Annotated in this window: 12 protein-coding genes; 6 read left to right on the top strand and 6 right to left on the bottom strand. The window is 39.7% G+C overall.

What is annotated here, in order from left to right; translation table 11 throughout:
* Positions 1–18 precede the first annotated feature (18 nt).
* The 3 genes from atpA to ACFIMG_RS07115 form a co-directional block, all read right to left on the bottom strand.
* Entirely contained in the window at positions 19–1554 is a 1536-nt protein-coding gene (gene atpA / locus ACFIMG_RS07125) for a F0F1 ATP synthase subunit alpha (RefSeq protein WP_273790513.1), read from the bottom strand.
* The gene (gene atpH / locus ACFIMG_RS07120) at positions 1554–2135 is read right to left on the bottom strand and encodes an ATP synthase F1 subunit delta (RefSeq protein ID WP_375678363.1); all 582 of its coding nucleotides are present in this window, start codon (positions 2133–2135) and stop codon (positions 1554–1556) included. The genes atpA and atpH overlap by 1 nt, the downstream gene beginning before the upstream one ends.
* Positions 2136–3163: 1028 nt before the next feature.
* Positions 3164–5359 (bottom strand): primosomal protein N', encoded by a 2196-nt coding sequence (locus ACFIMG_RS07115; protein ID WP_375678362.1) that lies wholly within the window; start codon positions 5357–5359, stop codon positions 3164–3166.
* A gap of 1148 nt (positions 5360–6507) precedes the next feature.
* Between ACFIMG_RS07115 and fsa the strand changes: the two genes are divergently transcribed.
* Positions 6508–7161, top strand: coding sequence for a fructose-6-phosphate aldolase (fsa, locus tag ACFIMG_RS07110; RefSeq protein ID WP_375678361.1), 654 nt, complete (start codon positions 6508–6510; stop codon positions 7159–7161).
* Here fsa and lptE read toward each other — a convergent pair.
* Positions 7158–7766, bottom strand: a complete 609-nt coding sequence (gene lptE, locus ACFIMG_RS07105) for an LPS assembly lipoprotein LptE (RefSeq protein ID WP_375678360.1) — start codon at positions 7764–7766, stop codon at positions 7158–7160. The two genes, fsa and lptE, sit on opposite strands and share 4 nt — an antisense overlap.
* Positions 7753–10395: a leucine--tRNA ligase gene (gene leuS, locus ACFIMG_RS07100; protein ID WP_375678381.1), complete on the bottom strand. Its 2643-nt coding sequence runs from the start codon at positions 10393–10395 to the stop codon at positions 7753–7755. The genes lptE and leuS overlap by 14 nt, the downstream gene beginning before the upstream one ends.
* Positions 10396–10560: 165 nt before the next feature.
* Here leuS and ACFIMG_RS07095 point away from each other — a divergent pair, with 165 nt between their 5' ends.
* The 5 genes from ACFIMG_RS07095 to ACFIMG_RS07075 all read left to right on the top strand — a co-directional run bounded on the left by ACFIMG_RS07095 (position 10561) and on the right by ACFIMG_RS07075 (position 17726).
* On the top strand, positions 10561–11250 hold the full coding sequence (locus ACFIMG_RS07095) for a YggS family pyridoxal phosphate-dependent enzyme (protein ID WP_375628711.1): 690 nt from the start codon (positions 10561–10563) through the stop codon (positions 11248–11250).
* A 1721-nt stretch (positions 11251–12971) separates the two neighbouring features.
* Positions 12972–14915 carry an acetate--CoA ligase gene (gene acs / locus ACFIMG_RS07090; protein ID WP_375678359.1) on the top strand — a complete coding sequence of 648 codons (1944 nt, stop codon included), beginning with the start codon at positions 12972–12974 and terminating at the stop codon, positions 14913–14915.
* A 532-nt stretch (positions 14916–15447) separates the two neighbouring features.
* Positions 15448–16107 (top strand): cell division ATP-binding protein FtsE, encoded by a 660-nt coding sequence (ftsE, locus tag ACFIMG_RS07085; protein ID WP_273723097.1) that lies wholly within the window; start codon positions 15448–15450, stop codon positions 16105–16107.
* Positions 16100–17053, top strand: a complete 954-nt coding sequence (locus ACFIMG_RS07080) for a cell division protein FtsX (protein ID WP_375628714.1) — start codon at positions 16100–16102, stop codon at positions 17051–17053. The genes ftsE and ACFIMG_RS07080 overlap by 8 nt, the downstream gene beginning before the upstream one ends.
* 4 nt (positions 17054–17057) lie before the next feature.
* On the top strand, positions 17058–17726 hold the full coding sequence (locus ACFIMG_RS07075) for a YdcF family protein (RefSeq protein WP_375678357.1): 669 nt from the start codon (positions 17058–17060) through the stop codon (positions 17724–17726).
* Between the two features lie 60 nt (positions 17727–17786).
* Here ACFIMG_RS07075 and ACFIMG_RS07070 read toward each other — a convergent pair whose 3' ends face one another.
* Complete coding sequence (locus ACFIMG_RS07070; protein ID WP_375679899.1) at positions 17787–17990, bottom strand: hypothetical protein; 204 nt, start codon at positions 17988–17990, stop codon at positions 17787–17789.
* Between the last annotated feature and the right edge of the window lie 505 nt (positions 17991–18495).

Raw genomic sequence — 18495 nt, 5'->3', positions numbered from 1 at the left:
AAGCATTCCATCAATTCATCACGAGAAATTTTTCGCATAAGTATCAAGAACAGTTATCAACTTATCTTTCAGCTCATCTGTTATTTGCTTTTGCTCAGCAATTGCCTTTAAGAGATCTTGATAATCACTACGCAAAAGCACTAAAAGCCCCTGCTCAAACCGCGCAACATCAGAAACCGCCAAAGCATCAAGATAGCCATTCACACCCGCGAAAATAACCACCACCTGTTCTTCTGTTTTGAGCGGAGAAAATTGCGGCTGCTTCAACAGCTCTGTCAAACGCGCACCCCGATTTAACAGACGCTGGGTTGACGCATCCAAATCAGAGCCAAACTGCGCAAAAGCTGCCATTTCACGATATTGCGCCAATTCACCTTTAATCGAGCCAGCAACTTGCTTCATTGCCTTAATTTGTGCAGCAGAACCAACACGCGATACAGAAAGACCAACATTTACAGCAGGACGAATTCCTTGATAAAACAAATTAGTCTCTAGAAAAATTTGCCCATCAGTAATCGAAATCACATTTGTAGGAATATAGGCAGAAACATCATTTGCTTGCGTTTCAATAACCGGCAAAGCTGTCAACGACCCAGATCCATTTTCCGCATTCAACTTCGCAGCCCGCTCTAAAAGACGCGAATGCAGATAGAAAACATCTCCCGGATAAGCTTCACGACCTGGAGGACGACGCAATAAAAGAGACATTTGACGATACGCCACCGCCTGTTTTGATAAGTCATCATAACCAATCAAAGCATGTTGCCCATTATCACGGAAATACTCACCCATAGCACACCCAGCAAGAGGTGCAATAAATTGCAGTGGTGCTGGATCAGAAGCAGTCGCTGCAACAATAATAGAATATTCCAGCGCTCCACGTTCTTCTAAAACTTTAACGAACTGTGCCACCGTCGAACGCTTTTGACCGATAGCCACATAAATACAATAAACTTTATCTTGCTCTCGTCCAGCCCCTTTTTCATGAAAAGGTTTTTGGTTTAAAAATGTATCGAGCAAAATTGCTGTTTTTCCTGTTTGGCGATCACCAATCACCAATTCACGCTGCCCCCGTCCAATAGGGATGAGTGCGTCAATCGCTTTCAAGCCGGTCGACATCGGTTCATGGACAGACTGACGCGGAATAATTCCAGGAGCCTTAACATCGACACGACGACGCTCTGTTGCTTTAATGGGCCCCTTACCATCGATAGGGTTTCCCAACGCATCAACCACACGCCCAAGCAAAGCGGGACCCACAGGAACATCGACGATAGCGCCTAGCCGCTTTACACAATCACCTTCACGAATATCACGATCTGAGCCAAAAATGACCACACCAACATTATCAACTTCCAAATTGAGTGCCATACCACGCACACCATTTGGAAAGGCGACCATTTCCCCTGCTTGGACATTATCCAAACCATAAACGCGAGCAATACCATCCCCTACAGAGAGAACCCAACCAATTTCTGAAACCTCAGCCTTTTGGTCAAAGTTTTTGATTTGCTCTTTTAGAATTTTTGAAATTTCAGATGGTCTAATATCCATCAGCTGACCTCTTTTTTCAATGCAAGCTTAAGTGAAGACAATTTTGTGAGAAGAGACGTATCAATTTGAGACGACCCCACACGAACGATTAATCCACCAAGAATTGTTGGATCCACAATGATGTGCAGCAAGACTTTTCCTCCAACAACACCTTCCAAAGCCTCACACAACTCTTGTCTTTGTTGAGAATTTAAGGGGCACGCAGAAACAATTTGCGCAGTAACCTGCCTACGAGCGCGTGCAACACAATGCTGAAAAGCACGTAAAATACCAAATACGGCACTAAGCCTACGGTTTATTGCAATAACGCGTAAAAAATTACCAATGACCTGCCCTGCGTTTTTATCAGCAAATTTGATGTTTGCACAAACAGATTGCATCACCTTAATTTGCTCTTTAACTGAAAAGAATGGACTAAGCACAAAGCGTTTTAAATCCTTATGCTCCAAAACAAGCAAAAGATCCTCTACTGCCTTTTCAACCTTTTCAACGTTTCCGGCTTCTTGAACGCAATCAAAAAGCGCTTGCGCATAGCGTTGATCTACCAACGGCAGCGGTATGAGAGAAAATGAATCCGACACGAAATACCGCCTCTTTCCCTTGAGCGACTCTCTGATAGTTATCAGATGAAATGAAACAGACATTCTCAATCTTAAGAATCTTTATTCTTAAAACCTAGAACAAAAACCACTTGGTTTCTAGCATAGACATAGCCGACTCGCAACACCACAAATCGCTGCTTTTTAAAAATTTTAATAAAATATTCAAAATATTTTTGAAAAGCATTTTTTTTAGATATACAGGATGGCATCACAGTTTTTTATGCCTCTTTTTGACATTCTCTGAGCGATTTTTGCACTCTCTTTGATTTTTCTTCAAATGCCCTTGCCACCATAACAAAACACTTCTTCTCTAAAAAACACTCCCTTTATCACCACAAGACCTTTAATGAGATGCAGCTGCGATTGAAAAAGTCTATTATTTCAAACTGATAAGAAAGAAAAAAACAATGAATATCCTCCTAAAAATTAAAGAAAACATTGCTCTTTTTTCTTCAAATACCCACTCCTTTTAAAAAATTTCACCAAGTAATATTTTCTTGTAAGCACACTCTTTAAATATACAAAACTTTGATTTATAATGATAATATATCATTTTTCATCCGGATAAGCTTCAAATATCGACAAATTCTCTCTTTTCAAATTTTTTTATCAAAATCACGCCCTTCATTAAGCCCGCGTAGCTTCACTTTATATGGCACTATATTGCACTGATTTTAGAAGAAGCATAGATCAATATCAATTTGAACTCGAATAGAATTGGGTATTTTGGGTGTATAGCTAAGCATTTTCAGCCCTTATAAAAAGAATCCGCCTATCAAAAGAATACTGTCCATCATACAAAAAAGAAGTAAAAGCCGAAATGATAGCGCCCTTGAAAGAAGAGAAGCGCTTCTGCTGGTTCTATCACAAAGATATTTTTTCCCGTGGCTCTACTTAATGCAATGGACATGTATCATATTTTGCTGCTTGGATGCTTGTTCTGAATAATATAAGAGTTCAAGTAAAGCACCTTAAGCAAAGAGATCTTCACTTATGCGATACTGGTTTTAGAAAAAACTTTGCGGATCAATATCAATTTGAACCCGAACGGAACTGGGCATTTTAGGTGTACCGCTAAGCATTGCACGTATAAACCCTTGTATATCAAAAGAACGCTGTCCTTGCAGCAAAAGCCGAAAACGATAACGCCCCCGAACCAAAGCCAAAGGCGCTTCTGCTGGTCCCATAACCGAGATATTTTTTTCCCGTGGCGCTGCCTGACGCAATGCGCGCGCATAATGTTCTGCTGCTTGGCGCTGTTGTGCAGACACGATCAAAGAGGCAAGCCGCCCATAGGGGGGCAAATGATAATGCTGACGTGCTGCAATCTCACGTGTGTAAAAATCTTCTGGCTGGCATGCAAGTAAGGCTTTGATGACCGGATGATCTGGTTGATAAGTTTGCAATAATCCTAAACTTTTCAATCCCACACGCCCTGCTCTTCCGGTAACTTGAGAAAGTAGCTGATAGGTACGTTCACTTGCGCGTAAATCGCCATTGGCAAGACCAAGATCAGCATCAATAACACCAACCAGAGAGAGCTTGGGAAAATGATGTCCTTTAGCGACCAGCTGTGTTCCAATAATAATGTCCACATCGCCATTGGCAATGGCTTGTAATTCGCTTCGCAACTGCCCAATCCCTCCTTTGAGATCTGTTGAAAGGATCAATGATCGCGCTTGAGGAAAAAGCATTTGTGTTTCTTCGGCAATCCTTTCCACACCTGGTCCGCAAGCCACAAGATGATCTAAGGTTCCGCATTCAGGACAGGCTTCAGGAAGTGGTTCATGATATCCACAATGATGACATTTCAGTTGCCCTTGCGCACGATGTTCGACCAACCAACTTGAACAATCGGTACAATGAAAACGATGTCCGCAAATTCGGCATAAAGTCAAAGGTGCATAACCACGACGATTAAGAAAAAGAAGAGCTTGTTCGCCCTTATCAAGCGTTTGTTTTAAAGCCCTTTCAAGAGCACAGGAAATAAAGCGCCCCTTTTGCACCCCCCCTTGGCGCATATCAACCACCCGCAACTGTGGAAGTGCAACTTCTTTAAAACGGGAAGGTAAATGCACCTTTTGATAACGCCCTTTTAAAACATTGGCTTGGCTTTCAATCGACGGTGTGGCTGAAGATAAAATAACAGGAAAACGCTCAAAAGAGCCTCGTGCAACAGCCATATCACGCGCATGATAAAAAATGCGCTCTTCTTGTTTATAAGCGCTATCATGTTCTTCATCGACAACAATCAAGCCAAGCTTAGGAAAGGGAAGAAAAAGCGCCGAACGAGCCCCAGCCACAACACGCACCCGCCCTTCTGCGACTTGCCGCCAGACGCGTTCTCTACGACGTGGCGTCAAATCAGAATGCCATTCTGCTGCAGCAGCGCCAAAGCGCGCATAAAAACGATCTAAAAACTGCTGAGTTAAAGCAATTTCCGGCAACAAAATTAAAACCTGCTTGCCTCCTTTGAAGGCTTGAGCAACCGCTTCAAAATAAACCTCTGTCTTTCCAGACCCAGTCACACCATCAAGCAAAAAAACTTGAAACTGAGAAGATAAAACACCTTCCCGCAACATTGTTGCTGCTTCATTTTGCGCTCCCTGCAACTGAGGGGGACAAAAATCAGGATCAGGCATGCCCACAAGATCAGGAGCAGGAACCTTAACATCTTCAAAAATTCCTAGCGCTTTTAAACCTTCAACAACAGAAGCCGAAGTTCCAGCCGCATGTGCCAGACCAGAACGTGTCCATATCTTCTCACTGCGCACCAATTCCAAAACCCGTGACCGCGCTGGTGTGAGACGTTCTACATTTCCACCACAATATCGCAAACCCAGCATCTGCGCTTCCGGCTCTAAAGCAGCCGGTACAGACAAAACCAATCGTGCAACAAGACCAAAAGGCGCCATTGTATAGCGACTAACAAAACGCAAAAATGTGATCATTTCTGCCTTTAATGGGGGACAATCAAAAACATGAAGCAGAGAGCGTAATTTTTCACGCGCCACCGAAGCAGACTTTTGCCCATCGGCTGTCTGCTCTCCAACATCCACAACAAAACCGCAAAGCTCACGCCCCATCACCGGAACCCGAACAAAGGAACCAACGTTCACCTCCATAAAAGATGGAACTTTATAACTATAAGCATGAGCAACAGGAAGAGGAACCAATACGGATACAATCTTTTCCTCTATCATGTTTGAATTCATCTTTTAAACCAATCTACGACCTATTGAGCACCAACAAGTCTAAACCTTAATCTTTAAACACTCTTATAAAATTCATTGCAGGATTCAATCCCCCCGATCACAACACTTTTCTAACAAAAATTCTTTTTAACACGCATTCCATCACCAAAGTGCCAATAAAAGGACCAATCTCATCGTCTATAACAAAAAACTCTATAGCAAAAAAAAACAGCACCATTCTTCTGTGCAAATAAAGCGCATCACTATTAAGCATTCAACATGATATCGTAAGTGCGTCCTTTAACAAAGCGATCCCATAGTATGACTTTTTTCCAATGCACACTTTTATTTTTTTACCGCCTCATATCTCAATTTATCTTCAACAAACTGATTTATAAAGATATAATCATTATTCTACCTATTGTAATAAAAACCCTCAATACGATAATTTTTTTCATTTCAAACCCATTGAGGAACATTTGTAAATCCTTATTGATGAAAAAGTATCCATGATTTTAATTATAGGGAGAATAATATTGCAAATGGAGCCGTTACAATATTCACCTTGGCTTTGTGCCAAAACGTGAAAACACGTGTATACATCTTTCAGCTTGATTGAGAATCAAGCAACAATACAAGCAGCACAAAAGCGTATTTTTGAAGAATGGGGAAAACAGAATAAATCAATGTAATTGACCATAAAAAAACCCTTCATGCGTAAAATTTTACAGGCGTTCTTCAACAGTGTTTTACGACAAAATAAATCCATCCGCTTTCATCAAAAACAAAGTTAAACATACCCCCTAAAAAAGGAAGGTATCTTATGATGCACTCTCAAATATCAAGAGCAATGGCAAATAGGAAATAAACAAAGTGTTTGATAATGCTAGCTTATTTCCATAAATATAAAAACACCGCTACGCAAAGATTCCAATACGCAAAAATGTTGGTACGCAATGAATTCTATGCCTTATCACGAGTAACACTATAAAATGGGTGTGGAAACGATAAATCATATTTCTTTACCGAAAACGGGTACATGATTAACACCATAGCATTCTTGTTCTTTACACAGATATTAATTCTTTCTCTTGCTTTTGCAGTCAACAATAGCGCATAACAAAAAATAGGATAAAGCTAAAAAAAAGAGGTTAGAGATGAAATTTTTTGTGGATAGCGCCAATATTGAAGAAATTCAAGAGTTACAGAATTTAAGCCTTGTTGATGGTGTTACCACCAATCCCTCTCTTATCCTAAAATCAGGACGCAATATTCTTGATGTTACAAAAGAAATTTGTGCTCTCGTTAGCGGACCTGTTTCTGCTGAAGTTGCAGCAACGGAATTTGAAAGCATCATGAAAGAAGCAACTGTTTTAGCAAAGATTGCCGACAATATTTGTATCAAGCTTCCTTTAACACTCGATGGATTAAAAGCCTGTAAAGCCCTCACAGCAGCAGGACTAAAAACAAATCTCACACTTTGTTTTTCTGCCAATCAAGCCTTATTAGCCGCCAAAGCAGGCGCAACATTCGTTTCACCTTTTATTGGTAGACTTGATGATTGTGGAAATGATGGAAGTGAACTGCTTCATGAAATTCGCACAATTTATGATAACTATAACTTTGAAACACAAATCTTGGCCGCTTCAATCCGCACCGTTAATCATGTCAAAGAAGCAGCACTCAGTGGTGCTGACATTGCAACAGTTCCACCAGCAATCTTAAAAGCACTGGTCAAACACCCTCTCACCGACAAAGGGTTGCAAATATTCCTCGACGACTGGAAAAAAACAGGACAAAATATTGCTTAATATCTAGAATTTTTATTGGAAAGATCTTTTGAAAGTAACAAAAAGATCTGTTCAGCCAACTCTTCCGCAACACGTTTTTTTGCATCTTCTTCTGCTTGCAGCGTTGCATATTCTTGACGAAGTCGCTCAAAAGATGCATTCATCATTGCTGTTCCTTTTGCAACAAGAGTATTTTTCATATCCTGCAAAGTGTAAGAAGCTCTGCTCATAACAGTTCCAACAGAAGGTCGTCCCTTTCTCTTTTTCTCGAAATCAACCTCTATCTGCATAGATTCTCTTGTAAAGACGGATATCTGTAATGCCAATTGATAAGCAGGTAGAGAAGGTTTAGCACCATTTCCATACAAAAGAAAAAGCAGATGGTTGCGCACCATTTGACCAAAACGATCCGAAGGTTCTTCCACAACAATAGAAGCAAGCTTTTGCGCTAATCCCAAAGAAGCTTGTCCAGAAGGGTATCCAGAAGAAGGATTCCCATAAGAAGCAGAATCCATTGTCATTGCACTCTGCAACTCTTGACGGTAAAGCGGTTCAACTTTGCATCCACACAACAGTGTGAATACACCAGCTAAAATGACAAGAATAGAACTTCTAAAGAACGACATTCACAATCCTTTTTGGAACAACAATGATTTTTTTCACGGGCTTTTCAATCAGCTGCGCCTTTACAAAATCTAACGCCAAAACCGCTTCTTTAATCATCACCTCATCAGCAGTTGCTGCAACGCTCACCTCACCGCGTTTTTTACCATTAATTTGTACTGGCAAAGTATAGCATTCCGCAACGGTTAACGTACGATCATAAACAGGCCAAGAAAGCGCAGATATTAAACTTTTTCCCCCTAAAGCAGCATGACATTCTTCTGCTAAATGGGGCATCATTGGTGCAATCATAGCAAGAAAAAAATCCATAGCTTGACGTAAAGAAGCTTTCATTTCATCGTCAACACTTTCTATCCTATTTAACAACGGCGCCATAATATTCAAGAATTCATAAAGGCGTGCAATAGCCCGATTAAAAGCGAATTTTTCCAAATCATCTTCTACAGCGCAAAGCGTGCGATGTGCGACCTTTGAGAGTTCCAAAGCCGCCCCCTGATGCCCTGCACAAGGCGCCACATCCTTTAAAATAGAAGCACTCACAGCCACATGGCGCCAAACACGCTGTACAAAGCGATGTGCACCTTCAACACCAGATTCTGTCCAAATGACATCTCGCTCGGGAGGAGAATCTGACAACACAAACCAACGCACAGTATCAGCGCCATAAGATGCAATAATATCATCAGGATCAACGACATTCTTTTTTGATTTTGACATTTTCTCAATCAAACCAATCGTCACTTCACTTTGATCGGTTAATTTATAAGCACACCGCTTTCCATCTTTTTCAACAATCGAAATTTCTGCTGGAGAAACCCACCCTTGATCATCTCGATAGGTTTCATGCACCACCATCCCTTGGGTAAAAAGCCCCTTAAAAGGCTCATCTACCGTCACATGACCGACCAATTTCATGGCACGCATAAAAAAGCGTGCATAAAGAAGATGCAAAATGGCATGCTCAATTCCACCAATATATTGTTGCACAGGCAACCATTCAGCGGTTGCTTGTTTGTCAACCGGTTCTGATGCAAAAGGAGCCGTAAAGCGTGCATAATACCAAGAAGAGTCAACAAATGTGTCCATGGTATCGGTTTCGCGTTTGGCAAGTTGACCACAGGAAGGACAAGTAACATTTTGCCATGTTTCATGTCGTGCAAGAGGATTTCCTGGTTGATCAAAAGTAACATCATCAGGCAACACAACCGGTAAATTGGCACGTGGAACAGGAACAACCCCACAAGTTGTACAATGGATCATCGGAATAGGACACCCCCAATAACGTTGACGTGAAATCCCCCAATCACGCAAACGAAATTGCACTGTTTTCTTCCCTTGCGGTTGCCCATTGAGCATTTGTTTTTCAAGCTTTTTAGCAGCTTCTTCAAAAGCTTGTCGGGGTGTCAAACCATCCAAAAAACTGGAATTGATCATCACCCCATCACCCGTATAAGGTGTTTCAGTAATAACAAAATCTTCTGCTTGCTCTCCTTTTGGTAAAACCACCGGTTTTATTGGAAGATCATATTTACGCGCAAAATCGAAATCTCTCTGATCATGAGCTGGACAACCAAAAACAACCCCTGTTCCATAGTCCATAAGCACAAAATTCGCGATATAAACGGGAATATGTACTGTTGAATCGAAAGGATGAACAGCCAAAAGGGGCGTGAAAAACCCTTGTTTTTCAGCTGTTTCAAGTGCTGCCGTTGTCGTTCCACCACACCGACAATTTTCAATAAAAGCACTCAACGCTTTGTCTTTTTTTGCCAAAGCTTGTGCAATAGGATGATCAACAGACAGAGCCAAAAAGGAGGCACCAAACAGTGTATCAGGACGCGTTGAATAACAAACAACCTCATCAAATTTCTCACAAACATCACCAGCATCACCCGCCGACTTTAAAGCCCAACGAATCAGCAAACCTTGTGATTTTCCAATCCAATTTTTTTGCATGGTGCGAACTTTTTCCGGCCATTGGTTCAGCTCTTCAAGCCCTGCCAAGAGATCTTCACTAAAGTCGCTAATTTTGAAAAACCACTGCGTCAACTCACGTTGTTCCACCAACGCACCAGAACGCCATCCCCGCCCATCAACAACCTGTTCATTGGCCAAAACAGTATGATCAACAGGGTCCCAATTCACCTTAGCCACTTTACGTGCTACCAACCCCTTTTGATAGAAATCAAGGAACAACATTTGTTGTCGGTGGTAATATTCCTCATCACAAGTCGCAAATTCCCGAGTCCAATCTATCGAGAGCCCTAATTGCTTTAATTGCCCACGCATCACCGCAATATTTTGATAGGTCCAAGTTTTAGGGTGCACTTTATTTTGCATAGCGGCATTTTCAGCCGGCATCCCAAAAGCATCCCACCCCATGGGATGAAGCACATTAAACCCCTTGGCGCGTTTATAGCGTGCAACCACATCCCCCATGGCATAATTGCGCACATGCCCCATGTGAATACGGCCAGAAGGATAAGGAAACATTTCTAAAACATAATATTTTTCACGAGCATCTTCTTGAAGAGTCTGAAAAATTTTCTTTTCATCCCAAATTTCTTGCCATTTTTTTTCTCTCGCACGTGGATTATAGCGTTCGCCTATCTTATAATGCTCAATTGTCATTCCCATTATACTCTTTTAATAAAACAGAACCAAAAACTTGTTTTATTATGCTTGACCATGGATTAACCTCATCGTCAACATTTTCGTGAAATATTTCCCTAAGTATTTTATAAAACTTTAAAAAAAACGACCAACTCTTGAACAAAAAAGGTAAAGCACAAAAACATGAATACACAAACGCCCCTCGATGCCCCTTCCATTGAAGCATGGCAAAACCTTCGAAAAGACATTGCTGAAACATGTCAAGAGTTACAACGCCCTGTAGAAGAAATTGAACTTATCGCTGTTTCAAAAACTGTTTCTGCCGCTGATATACGCCCCATTTTACAAGCAGGCCAATCTTTGTTTGCAGAAAACCGCGTACAAGAAGCAGCACAAAAATGGCCTGCTTTACGTCAACAATTTGAAAATATTAAACTCCATCTCATCGGTCCCCTACAATCAAATAAAACGGCAGAGGCAGTAAAACTTTTTGATGTCATCCAAACGGTTGACCGTGAAAAAATAGCCAAAAGCTTAGCTGAAGAAATGGAAAAGCAAAAAAGGCATCTCCCCTGCTACGTTCAGGTTAACATTGGATTAGAACCGCAAAAAAGTGGTGTTGCACCGCAAGAAGTGATCCCTTTTGTTTCTCAATGCAAAAACAACTATGGACTCGATATCATCGGTCTTATGAGCATCCCCCCTGTCGATGAAAACCCCGGACCCTATTTCGCGCTCTTAGCAAAATTAACAAAACAAGCAGGTCTTTCAAAGCTTTCCATGGGTATGTCCAGTGACTTCAAAACCGCTCTACAGTTTGGCTCTAATGTCCTTCGCATTGGCTCCGCTTTATTTGGAAAACGCCCTGTGTAAAGCAATTCCCCCTTATATAAATTCCCATTGAAGATTCTACGAACAAGCCAAAAACAGCAGAAATGAGAAAAACATTCCCTTCAATCTCAATAAAGGAGCAATTCTAGCAAAAAAGCTAGTCTTCTCAAATTTCTCACCGGCACATCCACAACCCGTACAATAGCTTCAAAATAGTATTGAAATTTGGCTCTCATATTCTCGCACATTGGTTCTACTTCACCTCCCCTCTGACCGCCTCTCCACCAAAAGCACGCAAAAAAGAAATCCTGAATGTAAAAGCAAAATAACAAAAATAGAGGCGTTGCACATGAATGAAAAAACTGTCGCGAAATAAATAATTGCAAAAAAATATTGACTACGATTATCGCAATGATTTCCATTAAAAACAACGAATTCTCTTAACTTCTCCAACACGCGTAAACAATTTCCCCACATGCCAATGGCGTAAAGCAGGCAAAAAGAGGCTTATGGCTGCATAATACAGTAACAAAACTCTTTCATGTAAGTCACTTGAGCAAAATAAACATCTCAAATGCCCAATAGAGCACCAAGAGCCGCGTTAAACAACATGAATAGCAATCTATAAGGTCCAACAATAGCAAAAGGCTTTCTATGCTCTACAAAGCATAAAATACGGTCAATATTCGCCTGAAAAATAAAAGAACTAATCCCAAGCATATGCGCATAATACATGCAGGCAAAACAATGGCAATGAGATCGATCCCAATAACGATATTTCTTTATCGTTCTCGTAAACAAAGAGAAAAACTTCAACTTTTCATATACGCAATTTTTCTAAATTTAAACTTTAATTAAGAAAAAATATGGTGTAATTTCTTATATTTTAAATATTATAAGTAATATTATTATCTATTTAAGAAAAAATTTCATATATACATAATATATATTATTCATACAGTGTTTTTATTGTTATTTTTAAAGTTTATCTTTGACATTTTTCTAAAAATACATGATAGCCATTTGAAATGTATCATTATGATACTACTTTTAATGTAGATAATTAAGGAGAATTAATATTTTTGGTTCATGCAGCACATTCGGTCATATAGCGACAAAGATATCTCTGAAGATAAATAATTCTGTAAATATATTCGAAAGAATATACCAAAATTAAATATCTACATCTGTGGATAAAATAGTTTTCGGAGATATCTATTGTGAATCACATCTTATAATCAGGATTTTTTTATAATGAATATTTGTTATGAAATCGTAAAAATGTTTTGTATTCTCATTGTCTTTATCCCTATATATGCTATTGGTTTTTAAAAGTGGTAGTTACAGTTGGAAAGTAACTATAAAATAAAATTTATATACAGTAATTCTTTTCATTATTTTTGATATTTTGGTTTAATTAATTATTAATAAACTTATTCTTTTTTAAATAAGGGAATACAAAATAAAAAACATTTAAAGTGATAATCAATAAAGCACCTTTATCTCCCTTTTTATATGATATTTTTTAGTGCCTTTGTGCGTTTATAAAAGGCTCTATACCGCAATAGTCTTTGCCATATTTGAATATCCTAAAAGCATAAAATACCTTTTTAAGAAAAACGTATCAGATTTAAAAATTGACTATTCTAATCTTTGTCATTTAGTCTAACCTCACAATGAAAAGCTTTTGGGAAAACTCTGCCACAAATATAACCATACAAAATACAGAGGCTGATTTTTCTAAAAAATAAAAAGAGGGAAGCATGACTGAAAAAATCTATCCAGTATCAGAAGAGATCAAAAAAAATACTTTGCTCGATGAGGAAACTTATCAACAATGGTATCGAGAAAGCATTAATGATCCAGAAAGCTTCTGGGCAAAACATGGTCAACGCATTGAATGGTTTAAACCTTTTACAAAAGTAAAAAATACTTCTTTTAACGGAGATGTCTCCATTCAATGGTACGAAGATGGGATAACAAATGTTACCTATAATTGCATTGATCGCCACCTGAAAACCCATGGAGACAAAATCGCGCTCATTTGGGAAGGAGATAATCCTTATCATGATAAAAAAATAACCTATAACGAGCTTTATGAACATGTTTGTCGTTTTGCCAATCTTTTGAAAAGTCGTGGCATTAAGAAAGGCGATAAAGTAACCATTTATCTCCCCATGATTCCCGAAGCAGCCTATGCTATGCTCGCGTGTGCCCGCATTGGTGCTGTTCATTCGGTTATTTTTGCAGGCTTTTCTGCTGAAGCAATAGCAGGACGCCTTGTTGACTGTGAATCAACCTTTATGATTACCGCTGATCACGGCTTGCGTGGCGGCAAACGGATTAACTTAAAAGACAACGTTGACCATGCTATTGAGATAGCAGCGCGCCAAAACGTGCAGGTGGACAAAGTCATGGTTATACGGCGGACTTGTGGACCCATTCAATGGGTAGAGGGGCGTGATTTTTGGTACCACGAAGAGATAGCTCATACCAAAACAGCTTGTCCACCAGAACCAATGAATGCTGAAGATCCACTTTTTATTCTTTATACTTCAGGCTCCACCGGCAAACCTAAAGGTGTTTTGCATACCACAGCAGGCTATCTTGTTTTTGCCTCGATGACTCACCAATATGTTTTTGATTACCACCCCAATGAAGTTTACTGGTGCACAGCTGATATTGGGTGGATTACCGGTCATTCTTACTTGGTTTATGGACCTTTATGCAATGGTGCGACCACTTTAATGTTTGAAGGCACACCAACCTTTCCTGACAAAGGCAGATTCTGGGAAATTGTCGACAAGCATCAAGTCAATACACTCTATACCGCACCAACAGCTATCCGCGCCTTAATGGGAGCAGGAAATTCATTTGTTGAACACTCAAACAGGACGTCGTTGCGTCTTTTAGGAACGGTAGGAGAACCTATTAACCCAGAAGCATGGGAATGGTTTTATCATATAATTGGAAATGACCGTTGTCCGATTCTCGATACATGGTGGCAAACGGAAACAGGAGGGCATATGATCACGCCCTTGCCCGGTGCAACACCCCTTAAAGCAGGATCAGCCACACGTCCTTTTTTTGGTGTTCAACCCCAAATTGTTGATGCCCAAGGCAATATTTTAGAAGGTGAAGCAGAAGGCAATCTTTGTATCAGTGATTCATGGCCAGGACAAATGCGCACGCTTTATAAAGATCATGAGCGCTTTATTCAAACTTATTTTTCCTCCTATAAAGGAAGATATTTTACAGGCGATGGTTGTAGGCGCGATAGTGACGGCTATTACTGGATTACAGGGCGGGTTGATGACATTCTCAATGTCTCGGGACACAGGTTAGGAACTGCTGAAATTGAATCAGCCCTTGTTTCTCATCCCGCTGTATCAGAAGCAGCCATTGTGGGTTACCCGCATCCCATTAAAGGACAAGGAATTTATAGTTTTATCACCTTAATGGAAGGGACAGCGCCGAGTGAAGAGTTACAAAAAGAGCTTATTAAACATGTAAGACAAGAAATAGGTTCTATTGCCATATTGGATAAAATTCAATTTGCCCCACAGCTTCCCAAAACGCGATCAGGAAAAATTATGAGACGTATTTTACGAAAAATCGCTGAAAACGATTTTGATACTCTCGGAGATATTTCAACCCTTGCCGAACCGCAAGTTGTTGAAGATCTGATTGCCAACCGACAAAACTAAAAAACACGACGCAATACAACATACGGTGGTTTTTGTTTTTTTGCTAAAATTATCTCAGCATTATTACGAAAACCACTGAGGAGAATAAAAAACAAAACAATTCATGAGAAGCTCAATCATTCTAACAACAAACGCTTTTCTTCATGAGAGGTAAGAAATAATTTAAGCAAAAACCTCAGAATTGGGATACGAACAAGAATAAGAAAGTACGATAAAAAGAGCAACATAGCTTTTTAAAATCACCTAATGTCCACTCAATGCAAAAAAGCCTCTGAGTAAGAAGGAAAAATAGTTCTGATGTTTATGCTAGAATCCCTTTGAAATTCCTGCTAAAATCATAAACAAAGCTAAAAAAGAAAGTATAAGTGATAATATTCTTGAGCAAAAATATTTATCTATAACGAGGGTGTATAAAAAATATTGAAAACCATGAAATCTAAAATAAACAAGCTTACAACAAAAATCTAAAGCAATGAAAGTAAGAGTTTTTAGAATAAATGATGCAATATAAAATCAGGAGTAATAATAAAAAGTGATTCATTTTGAAAATGTCGGCCTACGCTATGGAATGGGCCCTGAGGTCCTTCGTGATATTAGCTTTCATATTCCTCCTGGATCATTTCAATTTCTCACAGGTGCCTCTGGAGCAGGGAAAACGTCGCTGATGCGTCTTATGTTTTTGGCACTCAAACCCACCCGCGGTCATATTGATCTCTTTGGAACAGACACAGCATTACTCAAACGACAAGAACTCCCTGCGCTGCGACAACGTATCGGGGTGGTTTTTCAAGATTTTCGTTTACTCGACCACATGACCACTTATGAAAATGTCTCCTTACCTTTACGCATTAAAGGACAAGAAGAAGCAACCTATCGCAGTGAAGTGGAAGATCTTCTCTGTTGGGTAGGTCTTGGAGATCATATTCATGTTTTACCACCGGTTCTTTCCGGTGGGGAAAAACAAAGGGTAGCCATTGCACGCGCACTCATTGATCAACCTGAAATTCTACTTGCTGATGAACCCACCGGAAATGTCGATCCGCCCTTGGCAAAACGCCTCCTCCGTTTGTTTATTGAATTAAACCGTTTTGGAACGGCTGTTATCATTGCCACCCATGATATTGCCTTAATGGAACAAGTTGCAGCACGGCGTATGCTTCTCCATAACGGACGGATGACGATTCATGAATAAATTTTTCTCCGTTTTTACCAGCAATAAAAAAAATACAACAGCGATTATTCCCAGTGGTAATATTTCTGGAAAAGCATTGGTTGCCGTGATTGCTATTATGACATTTCTTTCAAGCCTCACCTTAATCGGAGTTGATTTGGTCCAACGTGCCGCCCAAAATTGGAGTAATCAGATTAGCTATGAAGCAACAATACAGATACGCCCCATTGACAATGTTGATATCAACAAAGCACTCCGTGATGCCGTACAATTAGTTAAAACATTTTCTGGTGTACAAGATGCAAAAATTGTTGACCAAAAAGCTACAGAAAAGTTACTGGAGCCATGGCTTGGAACAGGCTTCAATGTCAATGAACTACCCCTTCCCCGCCTCATCATTGTGACCCTGAAGAGAGATGAAAAAATCAATTTTGCAGCCATTAATCACGCCATTAAAACCCAAATTCCAGGAGGTCAATTTGATGATCACCGTGTTTGGGTTCATCGTTTTGCGACCATGGCACACACCACTGTTTTCATTGGTTTTTCAATTTTAGCATTGGTTTTAGGCTCTCTTATCCTCACCATCATTTTTGCCACCCGCAATGCATTGGCAGAAAATACACATATTATCAATGTCTTATATTTCCTTGGTACTGAAACTCTTTTCATTGCTCGCCAATTTGACTGGCATTTTTTTAAAACTGCGCTGCGTGGTGCTTTATATGGTGGTCTCACAAGCATATTTCTATTTTCAGCCTTTTGTCTCTGGACGAATTATAACTTGGGAAGAGTAGAAGCTAGCCAAGTAACAGCTTTGTTTGGACATCTTTCCATAAGTTCCATCCCCTACGGAAAAATCATTTTTCTTATTATTTTCGTTTCTTTTCTTACCACCCTTACAAACCGCATGACTATTTTAGCGCAACTGAAAAAAATTGATCAATGTGAAAACGGTTTATTTTAATTTTATGACTCACAACACTTTCAACTCATTGACGCAAAACAATTTAGAACGTCCTCTTCCAAAACGGACCCACTATAATAGTTGGTCTCCCTGCTTTTTATTTCGCTATTTTCCACCGACAACCCTTACTCTTTCAATCATTGTTTTAATTTTCTGGGGCGGTTTTATTATTTTTTCTGAAAAAACTGAACGACTTTCTCCCCCAACACCTCTCCCCAAAGCGGATGCCATTATCGTGCTTACAGGCGGAGAAAACCGAATAGAGACAGGACTTAATCTCTTACAAAAGGGGCTTGGTTCACGTCTCCTCATCAGTGGCGTAAATACCACAACCAATCTGAAAAGTCTCATGCACAACATGCATATTACCCCACGGCTTATCTCCTGTTGTATTGACATCGGGCATCAAGCGATTAACACCAGAGGAAATGCTAAAGAAAGCGCCGATTGGATCAAAAAACACCACTATAAAACCCTTTATATCGTCACCCATGATTACCATGTGTGGCGCTCAATGCGAGAACTTAAATATTTAATGCCTGATATCCATTTCATTGCCTATCCTGTTAAAAAGAACAATGCTGAAAGCGCAATACAACAGATCAATCAAATCCGCATTCTTATATTCCAATATATTAAAACGCTCCAAGTCTATATCAGAACCGCATTCTAATCTTTATCCTTCTGACTTTTTAAAAACCTTGCCACCCACGAACCGCTTCATACCTTTCTCTCATACTCTTCCACAAGAAGTTGCCTCTATAAAAACTCGACAGAGCTTACCCTCATACAACGCAGAACATCCCAATGCACGTGTCACTGTATTTGCACGTTCACCCAAAACATCTCTTACATCCCAAACATATCTCACAGCGCGGATCTGTACATGCCATCCCAATATTATAAGCTCTTGTAAATAGAGCCCCCAGACAGCCATAAGATCTCCAGACTTGTCATAAAAATCTATTTATACCACTGTCTTACCCTTCATAAAAAATGCAAACCGCCTCACCCTATACTTTGCCACCCCCCCAAGTATTACGATAGCTCTTAAACCTCTTGGGATGATTGGTAAGAGGTATGCATTACGCCTTTCTTAAACACGAACATACCAACCTCGTATGACATGCAAAGAAGTAATTTTAATAGATTTAAAATGAGAAAATTTATAATACTTAGATTTCTCATTCAACAGAGAGAATGTTAAACTATCATTATAAGTCAATATATTAGTAACTATTTCTTCATTCTACAAAGCATCTCCATAAGAGCATTTTAGATCACAGATAGAAATAAGCTCAAAACGCACACCGCTACAAATACCCCACGTTTTTTATCGCAATCTTTTTTGAAATCATTTCGCTCTCTAAGATCACCTTTTGTCTGGTTTCCTCTCCCAAAAAGAACGAAAATTTTTAAACTCTAGTAATCTGTAAACAATA

It is taken from the genome of Bartonella sp. AP11XZML (genome assembly GCF_042196445.1).
GTDB lineage: Bacteria > Pseudomonadota > Alphaproteobacteria > Rhizobiales > Rhizobiaceae > Bartonella.
Note: the sequence above shows the minus strand (reverse complement) of the source record. Positions and strands in the feature narration are given on the sequence as shown.